Origin of the sequence: Leptothoe sp. LEGE 181152 (assembly GCF_032906605.1) — a bacterium.
Classification (GTDB): Bacteria; Cyanobacteriota; Cyanobacteriia; order Phormidesmidales; family Phormidesmidaceae; genus Leptothoe; species Leptothoe turfae.
Map to the genome: position 1 here is coordinate 387,643 of NZ_JASATU010000058.1, position 13,270 is coordinate 400,912.

General features: G+C 44.6%; 8 protein-coding genes. 4 read left to right on the top strand and 4 right to left on the bottom strand.

Annotated elements, in window-relative coordinates; all coding sequences use genetic code 11:
* Window positions 1-2: 2 nt before the first annotated feature.
* The 3 genes from bicA to QGP82_RS27415 all read right to left on the bottom strand — a co-directional run bounded on the left by bicA (window position 3) and on the right by QGP82_RS27415 (window position 5,559).
* Complete coding sequence (gene bicA / locus QGP82_RS27405) at window positions 3-1,694, bottom strand: bicarbonate transporter BicA (protein ID WP_163659885.1); 1,692 nt, start codon at window positions 1,692-1,694, stop codon at window positions 3-5.
* Between the two features lie 643 nt (window positions 1,695-2,337).
* Entirely contained in the window at window positions 2,338-5,100 is a 2,763-nt protein-coding gene (locus tag QGP82_RS27410) for an AAA family ATPase (RefSeq protein ID WP_163659887.1), read from the bottom strand.
* A 162-nt stretch (window positions 5,101-5,262) separates the two neighbouring features.
* Window positions 5,263-5,559: a hypothetical protein gene (locus QGP82_RS27415; protein ID WP_163659889.1), complete on the bottom strand. Its 297-nt coding sequence runs from the start codon at window positions 5,557-5,559 to the stop codon at window positions 5,263-5,265.
* A gap of 1,631 nt (window positions 5,560-7,190) precedes the next feature.
* Here QGP82_RS27415 and QGP82_RS27420 point away from each other — a divergent pair.
* The 3 genes from QGP82_RS27420 (at window position 7,191) to QGP82_RS27430 (ending at window position 11,473) form a co-directional block, all read left to right on the top strand.
* A complete protein-coding gene (locus QGP82_RS27420; RefSeq protein WP_499061596.1) occupies window positions 7,191-9,857 on the top strand; it encodes an nSTAND1 domain-containing NTPase in 2,667 nt (888 codons plus the stop codon).
* Between the two features lie 202 nt (window positions 9,858-10,059).
* Window positions 10,060-10,692 carry a peptide-methionine (S)-S-oxide reductase MsrA gene (msrA, locus tag QGP82_RS27425; protein WP_499061603.1) on the top strand — a complete coding sequence of 211 codons (633 nt, stop codon included), beginning with the start codon at window positions 10,060-10,062 and terminating at the stop codon, window positions 10,690-10,692.
* 133 nt (window positions 10,693-10,825) lie between these two features.
* Window positions 10,826-11,473, top strand: coding sequence for a DUF3386 domain-containing protein (locus tag QGP82_RS27430; protein ID WP_163659894.1), 648 nt, complete (start codon window positions 10,826-10,828; stop codon window positions 11,471-11,473).
* Window positions 11,474-11,536: 63 nt separating this feature from the next.
* Here the strand turns inward: QGP82_RS27430 and QGP82_RS27435 are convergent, their stop codons facing one another.
* Entirely contained in the window at window positions 11,537-12,001 is a 465-nt protein-coding gene (locus tag QGP82_RS27435) for a hypothetical protein (RefSeq protein ID WP_499061597.1), read from the bottom strand.
* 195 nt (window positions 12,002-12,196) lie between these two features.
* Between QGP82_RS27435 and QGP82_RS27440 the strand changes: the two genes are divergently transcribed.
* Window positions 12,197-13,048, top strand: coding sequence for an NAD(P)-dependent oxidoreductase (locus QGP82_RS27440; RefSeq protein ID WP_499061598.1), 852 nt, complete (start codon window positions 12,197-12,199; stop codon window positions 13,046-13,048).
* The last annotated feature ends 222 nt before the right edge of the window (window positions 13,049-13,270 follow it).

Genomic DNA, 13,270 nt, shown 5'->3' on the forward strand with positions numbered 1-13,270 from the left:
TTTCAGGTTTTGGAAGAGGCGTCCACAGACACAGTCACTTCTGGGGACGTTGGATAGATTTGAAGAACAGCTTGTCTTAAAGCTTCAGTACGATCTGTATACAGATTGTTAGCAGGCATTAGATTAAAAACCTTCAGTGACGCTAAACGACGCTTAGTTTGGCCAGCAGCCCCTACAATATAAACAGAGCGACCCTTTTCAACAGCTTCTTCGATAGCACTTTCTAAGGCTAGAGATGCTGTAACGCCTAAATGAGGCACATCGTTTACATCAAAGACAACTGCATCATACTCACCAATGGCGTTATGTTCTCGGGAAATCGCTTTTGCAACCCCAAAGATCATAGGGCCACTGAGCTGGAATAACAGCACGCGACCATTGCCCTCATCTAACCAACGTTTTTCCTCAGAATTTAACCGAATCGCATCATCCGCATCAGTAATTGCTCGAACTGATTCAGAACGGAGCTGACTCATGCGATCAATAGTGAGAATATTGGCAACAAACACGCCAATACCAACAGCTGCAATCAAGTCCACCAAAACCGTCAGCAGAATAACGCCATACATAATCAGCGCACCTTTGACAGAAATTTGATGCGCTCGTTTGAGAAAACCCCAGTCAATAATGTCAATACCGACTTTGAGAGCAATACCTGCAAGCACCGCCAGGGGAATTGTTGCAGCTAAATTAGCAGCCCCCAGAATAACAACCAGCAGAACAAACGCACGAGTCAAGCCAGAAAGGGCTGTACGACCACCCGTTTGGATATTCACAACGGTTCCCATGGTAGCCCCTGCACCAGCAATACCACCGAACAGTCCCGACATCAGGTTCCCGATACCTTGACCAATCAATTCCTTATTAGAGTTATGGTCAGTCCGAGTAAGACTATCAGCAACGACAGAAGTCAAAAGTGCATCAATACAGCCCAACATACCAAGCACAGCTGCATCAACAAACATGAGTTGCAGCTGATCAGCACTGAAGGTAGGCACCTGCATTTGCGGGAAACCCATAGGAATCTCGCCAATGCGACGAATGTCTAAGTCAGGAAATAAGACTAATGAGAGAATTGTGCCACCTATTAATGCAACTAGTTGAGGGGGGACCAACCGTTTAAGGCGAGCAGGCATGAACAAAATAATGGCAACAGAGACAGCCGCCAGCATTGTCTCTTCCGGTTGAATATTGACTAACAGTTCCGGAATCGCCTGTAGCGTACCGACAACACCGCCACTAGGACTCGCTTGGCCCAAAAATGGCGCTAGCTGCAAAATCACCAGAATGATGCCGATACCAGACATAAAGCCCGATATCACTGTGTAAGGCATCATCGTGACATATTTACCAAGCCGCAAAGCGCCAAAAATAATTTGGAATACGCCGGCCATCATGACGACGGTAAAGGCCATCGCCATACCGTTGTCAGGATCAGCAGCCACTAGATGGGCAATCACAGCTGTCATAACAACTGTCATAGGGCCAGTGGGCTCAGAAATCAGCGTGGGTGTACCACCAAATAAAGCCGCAAAAAAACCTACTAATACAGCCCCCCATAAACCTGATGCCGCACCAGCACCTGAGGCAACACCAAAGGCTAGGGCCATGGGTAACGCAATCACAGCAGCGGTGACACCCCCAAAGAGGTCACCGCGTAAATTTCGGAAATGTATCTTATTTGTAATTTGCATTTTGAAGCACCTATTAGTCCAACCAAGACTACCAGTTGCCTACCATTGGTTCTGAAATCAGCAAGCTTGCCTGATGCCTCCCAAAGAAAGCTATTGTTTGCACTGCCTCAGAAAATCAGACTCAATGGTTAGGCTACCAAGGGAGAATTGACTCTGATAAATGAAACTCCTAATTTTCATTGATTAAAGTCTACCAATAAATTGAAATGACTCCACTATTTGTTTCGTTTATTAATTTGAATTGGAGTGAAAAGCTTAACTTATAAGCCTACAAATCCAAGACGGATTTACCTTTTGGATAAAATTCCTGTGGAAGATTTACATGCAAGGCAATACAGAGGTTTTCATTTGCTGTTTTCACCCACTGATTACACATCAAGTCCAGTAAAATCTCACGTTGCTTAAATGCTGATATTCAGGCAAATTGCCCTTGCAGCTCTACCTTTCGGAATGCTTAATAAATCAATGAATTAGATTGATAAAAGCTTATATCTAGGGAGCAGTGATTGGAACCCGGCCTTAGATCTAGATCCTAGATATGGAGGGTTGGCATGGGAAACCTTTGGGTTATCTTAGTTGAGTGGCTGCCCCTCCCCTCAACCCTTAAAGACACCATGGTAAAACGTTTGACCAACCGTTCGGGCTAATCTTCTCGTTCAACAACAATGACATTCTCGGTTACCTTTTCAAAGGTATCGTCATGGCTGATCACGAATAACTGCTTGAATGCCTTCAACCGCGCAATCGCCTCAGCCAGGCTCTCACGTCGGGAGCGATCCATATTAGTAGTCGGTTCATCAAAAAAGGCAATATCAATATCAGCAAGGACCTTTAGCAAGGCTAAACGCACAGCTAGAGCGGCACACATTTGCTCTCCACCAGACAGGTTAATAAACCGACGCGTATTGCTACCTTCCTGAACCACGATTTCATAGTCCCGTGTCCATTCTAATGAGACGTTGGGTCGATTGAGCAGATCGCGAAATAGCCGATCTGCCTCCTGGGAGATGCCCTTTACATAACGTTCAGTGATGCGGGGTCCGGCTTCTTTATATGCTTTTCGAGCGAAGTTAATAAAGCGTTTGGTACGCTCCTTTTGTTTCAGGTCGAGCTGAGTCTGATCTCGCTTTTCTTTTACTTTTCGCAAACTCTCAAGTTGATCGGTCAGTTCAGCCTGGAGCTTGCGTTGCTGAGGCAGACTGCCCGTGATGAGATCGCACTGAGACTTCACCTCCCCATACCGTTGGTCTACCAGTTGTAATGTTGCTGGGTCTAACTCATCCAAGAGACGACTCAGCTGATCAACAAGACGTTCACGGTGCTGGCTTAATTCCACAACCAACTGATGAGTGGCTGCTACATCAGCGGTCCGCTGTTCTAACAATTGGGCATCTTTTTCATTTTGAATATAGATCAGATAGCCCGGTTGATACTCCTGGCGCAACTGCTGCTGCTGGGCAATTTCTTGATCGAGGTCAGTAAAGTCAGAAAGCTGAGTAGTCAGTTCAGCAAGCTGCTTTTCCCAAATTTGATGCTGGGCAGTGAGACGCCCATAGTCAGCCTCAACATTTTCCATTGCCTGAAGCTGTTCTTGTAAAAGCCGCCGCCGTCCTTTCGGATCACCGAGAGCATCCAAAGTTTTATCTATCTCACTTAACTGCTGCTCAAGCTGCTCCGTTTGTGTCAGCTGTTGTTCAAGCTGGAGAATATCGTTTTGAAGTTGGCTTTGTTGCTCGAGCAGTTCTGCATATTTTTGTTGTAGACGTGGGCGATGACTCAGCTGCGCTTTATGGCCATAAGCTTTGTTTAACTGTGTCTGTACAGACATTAATTTACGAGTCAGCTGTTCAGTGTCCACTTGTCCCGAGAGATCATTGAGAATATTCTCTAGGGTTGACAGAGTAGTCTGACTAAGAGATTGTCCAGTTGAGATCGCAGCTTCTAACTGCTCAAATACATCATTAGACAGCAGGGGTAAACTTTGTTGCAACTGTTCTAAGGACGCCAAGGCAGCCATCGTTTGTTGACCATAGTCTATAGCTTGAGAACGATGGGTAACAACCAGTTGTTGAAGCTCTGCTTCAAACTGTTGAGCGGCCTCAACTCGGCTCAGCTGTTGCTGCCAACGTTGTTGCTGTTGCTCCAAACTAGAAATTGTCTCTACACTGTCTTGTAGTGCATCAAGAGCCTTACGTTCATATTGCACCTGTTGAACATCCCGCTGGTTTCTAGACAAACGCTCTTTCAAACTGTGACAACGCAGCTGCAACTTACCCAAAACTTGTTGTTGCTGAATCACCCCCTGGCGTTCAGCCTCTAGCTCATCTTGTTGCTGACATGGTTGGGCTACATTAGCTGCCTGAGTTTGAAGCTGACTACGTTGTTCCAGTTTCACTTTAAGTCCTGCCATGGTAGCTGCTTGCTGATCTAAGCTACGTTGTTGGGACTGCTGTTGCTGTAATAATTGCTGATACTGCTTATTTCTCTGGGTTAACGTCTTAAGAATATTTTCTACCGCCAGATAACATCGATAAGCTTCAGCATGGGCTTGACATAGTTCTGTTGCCTGTTGTGCTCTTAGCTGAGCCTGCTCCATCACTTGCTGGGCTTGCTGCTTTGCCTCTAGCTGCAACACTAGTTGCTGTTGCTGTTGCTGTAAAGTCTGCACTTTTTGAGCTTGCCTAGTTAAGGCCTCTTTCTTTGCCTGGAGTTTCGTCAGATCCTGCTGTAAATTAACCAGCTGTTGCTCATCAAGAGCAATCTCTTCGGCAACACCATCATAGCGAGTCTGTAGCGTATCCAAAGACTGGAGTTGCTCCTCATACTGTTGTAGCTGATGTTTAAGCAAATCTACTTGAGCCTCAGCATACCGCCGCAGAGCGTTAGAATCTTTATGAACCCGGCGGTATTCCTCTACCTTGAGAACATTATCAAAAATAGGTTTACGCTTCTCAGTACTCAGCAAAAAATCAGCGGTAAAAGTCCCTTGGGGGACCCCAACCGTATTAGCAAAAAGTTGCCCCAACTCTGTTCCGATCGGTACGCCTAAATGCTGCTTGAGCCAGGGTTCTACCTCATCTTTAATGCGACTATAATTTAAGCGTTCCCCAAGCTGGGGATCGTATAGGGTATAGCCTCGGCTAGTACAACGCTCTACTTCGTAGGTACGGCCATCATGGCCAGAAACAAACGCGACTCTAACCTGCGCACTACCACTGCCATTCCGAATCAAGTCCTCTTGCTTATAGTTCCCTCGATAGTTAAATAGGGTCCAAGCAATCGCTTCTAAAATACTAGTCTTACCCGCACCGTTGACCCCACAGATGGCATTGGTCCCTAGCTGGAACTCAAAGTTGCGATCGCGATGAGTCTTAAAATTAGTAAGGGTAACCGACAGCAGATACATGGCAACCCCTGATTACATCCCTAAACGATCTTCTAAAGTATGCATGCGCTAGCCTAGTTTACCTGGACAGCGATTGCCACGACGTCTTCCAGCATGGCATAGCCGCAATAGAGATATTAAATCAAAGATTCGAGTTAAGGATTGCCAATTTCTTTAGAGTTTCTAGAAAATATCTAGACGACTAGAAATGTTTGACGGTTGTCGCAAAACCGGCAAAGCCTGCTGAGCCCAAACTTGAACTCTGGGATGAGAACTCGTCGCCAACTGACGGCAGAGTTTAATGGCCTGTGGCAGTTGACCACTCTCTTTATAGGCTCTGACCAACCAAATATTTGCCGAATAATATAGCTTATCCGGTGGACGCACTTGAGACGCAACATGCCTCAAGCCACTAATACCTGCTTGAAACTGTCCGACCCTAACCGCATCTATAGCAGCCTCCAGAATCTCTTGTGACATATGAAACTATCCTAAATAAACGTATGAATTGAGTTTTCGATTAAGGTAGTTCAGCAGCACCCTGATGCTTAAGTTAAGCCCCTAAGACCAATTTCAATAGTTTGAGTTAATACTTTTCGAGACCTTAACTGTTAAGATAAATAATTCTCAAAACCACCCATTATTTATCCTTGAAGGATGCAGGCACGCAAAGTTCCTAGAGTTGAACAATATTGAAATGCAAACCTTACATTCATGGGGAATCAACGGTTTAACATAGTCACACAAGCGCTTATTAAAGGTCTCGCCCATTGACAAGCTAGCATTCAGCAAACAAGAACCCTCTCTTATTCTGCACTGTCCTTCCCCCAAAATCTCATCATATTCATTGATGCTGTTCCTTTAGATTTTGAGGTGCATTAGTTTGTTCCTTATAATTGTGAATTAAGCTATTTTGCTGATCCATAGTAAAAGGCAAGGCAACGCTTTTCAGGAAGATATTTCTAAGTTCTGATATCGCTCAACTAGGCTAAGGCTTATACCTATAAAGACTCCATAGAGAATACTTTTGACAACGTTCCCACGCAAACAAAGAACATTAGAATCTTTTATTAGCAAGCTTTTCAGCCTTAATTCCATGCTCTATCAGATAGAGAAACGCTATATTTTTTCAAAATAGCTAAAGCACAAACAACCAGTTTAGTAGATCTCCTTAAATTGCTGAGTATAAAAACTCCTAAGTATCATTACTACTGATAGATAAACCCCCAAACTCTACGCGATTCTGTCTAGACTCTTCATATTGAGCAGATTCACAACCTTAGATTTTTTCTTTGTAATCAAAGATAATTACACCACAGGTTATAGCTCAAGCAAATCAATATATAGACATGTCTAACCCTGATATCAACAGATTTTGATAGTGTCAGTGCATGAGACATGAGCAGTGACACCATCGTTAATGATATTAAAAACGCTATATATTTTTAGACTTCATTCAGACAGATCAGTAGAACCCCTATTAAACAAAGGTTTATATCGGTCATCACCGACACAACCAAACGGAATCTTGCATAGTCTTACGGAGTCTTATTCAAAAATATCCGCCGACTGGCCGATATAAATTAATGATGATCGATTGGCACCTTTTTTTTGTTTGCTGTGGACAAAGTAAACCTTTAATTCACTGATTTTTACTAGCAAATTTTGTTGTTACTTTGAGTAAACATACGTCTAACCATAATCAATATATCAACCATAATCAGTGTTTCAATGAAGTTCCTACGAGTTTTTATGGATAACCCATAAAGCACAACACATTAATTCTCTTTGATATTACCGACAGGAGGGTCTCACCCCTCTCGACTGTCCGCAAAAACTTCTAGTATGTTGAGTATGAAAACAATCATATTCAAAGCCTACTGGCATCAGTTGTTGCTCAACTACCCAAGTGTTTTTCGAGCTAGCTCTGAAAATATTGTTTATATCTGAAACGAGCATCAAAACGATCTGATGCTTTCATGTCTTGCTCCAGAAAACTCATTTGCTTGTGTTTTTCTCTCAAGATATATGAAAATCCATCTGGCAGCCATAGTCTTCTGCACAGTAGAAAATCATGACGCCACCTAAATATTTATTGGAATGTACCGGTCATGTCACGGGACGCACTTATTGTCGGCATTAATCAATACCAGACATTACCTAGACTCACAGCAGCAGCTAAAGATGCAGAAGGCATCGCTAACTTGTTGGAGAACCATGGTAATTTCCGTGTACGTAGGTTACCGGAAATCATACAAAATCAGCGTCCCAAAGTAGGCCAACAAACATTAGTATCTACACAACAATTAGAAAATAGCTTAGTTAGACTTCTACTGCCCAAAGGCAATCATATTCCCGAAGCTGTCTTTTTTTATTTTTCAGGCCATGGGCTTCAGCGTGAAATAGGTATACGAGAGGGATATCTCGCCACTAGTGAAACTCAGCCAAACAATTCAAATAATAGTGGCATATCATTGTCCTGGCTGCGCCGACTTATTAAACATAGCCCTATCAGACAAATCATCATTATTTTAGATTGTTGTCATAGTGGTGAGTTTCTTTCACTAAAAGATGAAGCATGGCAAGGCTGTGATGGTCAGAGTTATCTCTTTATAGCAGCATCCCGTGAGTATGAGGAAGCTTATGAGTCATTAAGTAGCGATTATAGTGTGCTCACCCAGGCAGTTATCTCTAGCCTACGGCCTCAAAATTCTAATAGTGGTCGGGTCACAAGTACTGACTTAGTTGCATCTATCACTAATCAACTAAGTGGCGAGCTGCAACAACCCCTCTTTGAACAGGGAGGCAGTGAAATTGTTATTACCCAACACACAGAGCTCTCAACATCTACATCAGAGAACATCTCAATTATCTCTCGCCTCAAACAGTATAGTTTTAACTTTTGTCCCTACCGAGGTCCACATCCCTTTGAAGAGAAACATGCTGAGTATTATTTTGGTCGCGACGAGTTGATACAAGAACTTCTTCAGTCACTCCAACAAACCAATGTCTGTGCCGTAGTAGGAGCATCAGGTAGTGGAAAAACATCACTCCTGCGAGCAGGATTAATTCCCAGATTGTCAGCAGGTAATGATATTTTGGGCAGCGATAATTGGCTTATACGCTATGTCAATCTTGGGACAACGCCATTGAAAACTTTAGCAACCGCGTTCACACTCGGCAGTCGGGAAATAGATGTGGCTAAACAATTATGGCAAGCAGAAGAACTTCTGCGTCATGAATCCAGTGGTCTGATTAACTTAGCTACTGCTGCATTACTAAAACAACCTACTGGCACTAAGTTATGGCTCGTTATTGATCAGTTTGAAGAGCTATTAATGCCAACGACTGATCCCCTAGTTCAACAAGAACGTGCTCAGGTTATGGAAGTTTTAGTCACCGCATTGCGTTGTTCATCCATAGCCTTAGGCGTTGTTATTGGCATCCGTTCAGATGCTCTCGACCATCTGACATGCCATAGCGAGATGTTTTCGCTAATCGAAAATAATCAGGTTGTCATCAAGCCGATGAATTACCAAGCAATCCGAAGTGTGATTGAGAAACCTGCTGAGAAGCTGGGGCTCAAAATAGACCCTCATTTAGTACATCATTTAACGTTAGATCTCACTGGAGCTCCCGGTGAACTAGCCTTGCTACAAAGTATTCTATATGAACTTTGGCAACATCGGACCCCTATGTCCTATAGCAAAGGCGGTCCTTGTCTCTCAGTAGATAGCTATATGAAGTTAGGGCGTTTATCGCAAATGCTCACGAACAGAGCAACAACTTTTTATGAATCCTTACCAGCAAATGAACAAGCGATCGCAAAACGTATTTTTATTGCTCTATGTGATTTAGGGGACGGTCGGCTGGATCAGGGTCGTTCCGTTCGCAAATCTGAGCTGATCAATCCACAATTTTCCGCAGTGATGGTTGAGCGAATGTTGCAGAAGTTAGTAGCTGCCCGGCTCGTAGTCTCAGATAAACCACACTTGGCAGCACAAACAAACGGTCAGACCATTGCAACAGCAGCTTGGCAAGCTAATCATCATTCCAACCGCTCAGACATGAGCATCATCGCTCACTGGTGTGAACAGGGAATAACATCCGACGAAAGGATTGAACTAGCCCATAAATCTTTGGTATCAGACTGGCATCTACTACGACAGTGGCTACAGGCTGATCGTCCTGCGTTACGTCAGCAGCGGGACCTTGAAACCCGTGCATGGATATGGCACTCCCGTGGGGAATTAAAATGCTCTGACTATCTATTAGGGCAAAAGTACTTAAACGATATTAGTCAGTTCTTATTGGTACATGGGCAAGAGCTTTCTACATTGGCTCAAAAATTTATACAACTGAGTAAACGTACTGCCATTTATCAGCAATGGCGAAATCGCAGTGTAGCTGTTCTATTACCACTAGCAGTAATGGCAGGTATGACAGCTTCCTTGGTACGCCACCAGTTAACAATGACCTGGCAGAGTCGCACCGCACCCGGAATCATGACACCGCTATCCACCCAGCAGTGGAGTAGAGCAGGCAACACAATCAGCCCGCAACTACCTCAACGCTGGGGCATCACAGGGACAGATCATCTGACAATGACCTCTCAAATCTTAGACTTTAGACGCAGACATCCAAACTCTGAATTGAATCATCTCTCTATTATGCAGCTCACGACCCTCATGACACCCGGCGTGATCATGGCCAACTCAGCTACATTACCGGATGAAAACAGCGTCTTGGGGAATGATGAAGCAGGCATTGAACCCTAGGGTCTATATTTGAAAGGTCTCACCAACCTGCAACAATCAATGTCGGCTAGAAAGAGGCAATAGAAACTGGACATGATGGGCCAAAAAATCAGACTTATGAACAAACGGTATGTTGACTATTGGCTACTAGCTTCATTGTCATTTATGCTGGGAGCCATTGTTATTCCCAGCATCTAATCACTGGCAGAGGTACACTTTAATGATGCACAGCATTTTCAAGAAATGGCCGTTGAGACGGTTGCTACAACAAGGATTTCTGAGTGTGCTAATAGGGTGCATATGGTGTCTAGGAGCCTCTACAGCCGTAGCAGAAACGGCCCAAGCAACATTTGCAGGGGGCTGTTTTTGGTGTATGGAGCATCCCTTTGATGAGCTACAAGGGGTCACAGATACCACCTCAGGCTACATGGGAGGCACAGTTGAAAACCCTAGCTATCGTCAGGTTTCCTCAGGGATAACAGGCCATGCAGAGGTTGTACAGATTAAGTATGACCCCGATATCATCAGCTATGAAACACTTTTAGATACCTTTTGGCGAAATGTAGATCCCCTGGATAGCCAAGGGCAGTTTTGCGACAAAGGTAGCCAATATCGATCGATCATTTTTTATAACAATGAAATTCAGCGACAGCTTGCTGAAACGTCAAAAGAAGCAGTGAGTCATTTATTTGATCAACCCATTGCCACTGACTTGCTACCAGCAGATACGTTTTATCCGGCAGAAGATTACCACCAGAATTATTATCAGACTCATCCAGCTCGCTATCGGTTATATCGCCTTGGTTGTGGTCGTGATCAGCGTTTAGGAGAGCTGTGGGGTAATGTGCACGAGTAATCTTTTGAGTATATGTTGTGACGATGATTCCCATCGGCGGAATCATCGCTATTGACAGTCGATATATATACTATCTGCCCAAGGGATAAAAAACTGACTAAAGTAAAGGATAGATGTAATCCAATAAGTGCCCATGACTGCTGTACAGCTTTCTGCGCGCGATATCATGCGTGCCGCCTACGAAAACCGCTACACCTGGGATGGAAACTTCCCTGGCTACACTACAGATGTCGAATTTAAGCATGGTGAGCAAACCTATATTGGGAAAGCTCGAGTGAATCCCGACCTGTCAGCTGAGGTTTTTGATATTGAGGATGAGGCAGCGCTGAAGCTGGTTAAAGGGCAACTCTGGGAGGTTGCCATTCATCGAGTACGCCGTGAGTTTGAAGATACCCATGGAAAAAATACATTTGCCATGGGTGACACTGATGAGCGTGGAGCTGTGGAGATCCTGGTCGAAGGAAAATCCACTGGTGATAAGTACAAGGTTCTTGATAATGAGGTGGTGCTAGTTCATCGCCACATTCACGGCGTAGTCGTTACTATTAACACCTTTAGCACTCACGACACTGGTGCCGGCTACTTATCCCATACCTATGATTCGGTATACCACGACCCAAAAACTGGAGAGCAGAAAAAAGGGCGTAGCGAATTTACCGACGAGTACGACAAAGTAGGTGATTACTTTATCTTGACTCGTCGTGCGATCGCATCTGATGATGAGGGCGACATGGAGTTCAACTTCTCCAATATTCAGTTCCTAGCCACCGCAGCTAAATAACGAATAAATAGCCAAAACAATCAGTCACAAATTATTTGACTCGCTGCCCGCTCTACAGTTTTACTAACGGAGCGGGCATTGTTTACGTAGATTTTCCGTCACTGCTCCCACCTGCGCTTCAGAATCTAGCTGTAGTGTACGCACATCGGTTTTAATCTGATCGTTAGGGTCAGGGTTGCTAGCTATCAACTCCGCCGCTTGATAGCGATAGTCCGAAGCTTGCTGATATACCTCAACAAGCTGGAACTGAATCGTTTGCAACTTGCGATTTGAGATCAGCAGACTATCAAGTACCTGGGACACATCATAGTAAATGCGGCCAATCTGACGCTCAATGCCCTGGTTGTAGTCCGAGCCGCCCAGATTGCCTTCATTGATTTCTTGAATACGTAAGTTGCCCTCTGCTAGCGCTCCATTAATTAAGGAACAGTCTTCACGAGGAGTACAGCTAGTCAAAATTAGGGCCGCCGAAACACTTAACGATACAACTAAGCGACCTACGATACGAGAACAATAAAAAGTGGACATATAAGATTTATACATACAGTGATTGGGTTGCGACGAAGGCCCCTTTGGCTTTGTGCGTCTCCCGATTTCCAGTGAAAAGACATTAGCCAACTTCCACAGGACAAGCAGCAACACTATCGCTTCTTAGTTTTACAGGTTACTAGGGTTACCCCAGGACAGCTGGAATTCAAACATACTGACAGAGAGGAAATTAAATTGAACATTGGGTTTCTAGGTACAGGGTTGATGGGTACCCCCATGGCACAGCTGCTCCAATCAGCTGGATATCAAGTATATGCGTGGAACCGCAGTGCTCATAAGTTAGAGGGACTGTTAGCAACAGGGGTTAAACAGGCAGAAAATCCTGCTAGTGCGATCGCAGCTTCCCAACTGATTATCCTGATGTTGACCAATGCTGCCGCCATCGAGACCACCCTCTTAAGTCCAGAAGCTAAGGCAGAGCTAACGGGCAAAACAGTGTTACAAATGGGAACCATCGCCCCTCAAGAAAGTAAAGCCATTGCCCAAGCCGTCCAAGCGGCTGGTGGCGATTATTTCGAAGCGCCTGTTCTCGGCAGCATCCCCGAAGCCAAAGCAGGCACTTTAATTGTGATGGTAGGGGCCACCCCAGAGCAATTTGCTCAATGGCGACCCATTTTGGCATGTTTTGGGCCAGAACCTCAGTTAATGGGTCCAGTGGGTGCAGGCAGTGGTGTCAAACTGGCTATGAACCAGCTGATTGGCACCCTGACCACTGCCTTCTCCATGAGTTTAGGACTGGTCCAGCAAGAAAGCATCGACGTTGAGAAATTCATGGCCATTGTGCGACAAAGTGCACTCTACGCTCCCACCTTTGACAAAAAATTAGGACGTATGTGCGATCGCAATTTTGCCAATCCCAATTTCCCCAGCAAGCATCTACTCAAAGACATGAACCTGTTTGTGCAAGCTGCCGACACCTTTAACGCCGACGTCGCCAAAAGTGTGGCTCATATGGTGCAACAAGCCGTAGACAAAGGACTAGCTGACCAAGATTATTCAGCCGTGTTTGCCGCTGTGAATGAATAATTTTGAGTGCTGAGTGTTGAATTTTGAGTGACATCCACCCACCAAACTTCAACACTCTGAACGCAATACTCCCAAAACTAGGCGGTCAGGGCCTTATTGGACTTTTAACAAAAAAAGAGGCAAGAGCTTCTATCTCTGCCGATTGCAGAGTGTGTTGTCACCGGGCAACATGAGTGCAAGCAATCAACGTTAAGCTGCTTTTTTCTTCTTTTTCAGTCTAGC

Coding starts and splice junctions, on each gene's coding strand:
- bicA (WP_163659885.1), bottom strand. CDS start 1,694: ATGCAAATTACAAATAAGATACATTTCCGAAATTTACGCGGTGACCTC.
- QGP82_RS27410 (WP_163659887.1), bottom strand. CDS start 5,100: ATGTATCTGCTGTCGGTTACCCTTACTAATTTTAAGACTCATCGCGAT.
- QGP82_RS27415 (WP_163659889.1), bottom strand. CDS start 5,559: ATGTCACAAGAGATTCTGGAGGCTGCTATAGATGCGGTTAGGGTCGGA.
- QGP82_RS27420 (WP_499061596.1), top strand. CDS start 7,191: ATGTCACGGGACGCACTTATTGTCGGCATTAATCAATACCAGACATTA.
- msrA (WP_499061603.1), top strand. CDS start 10,060: ATGCACAGCATTTTCAAGAAATGGCCGTTGAGACGGTTGCTACAACAA.
- QGP82_RS27430 (WP_163659894.1), top strand. CDS start 10,826: ATGACTGCTGTACAGCTTTCTGCGCGCGATATCATGCGTGCCGCCTAC.
- QGP82_RS27435 (WP_499061597.1), bottom strand. CDS start 12,001: ATGTCCACTTTTTATTGTTCTCGTATCGTAGGTCGCTTAGTTGTATCG.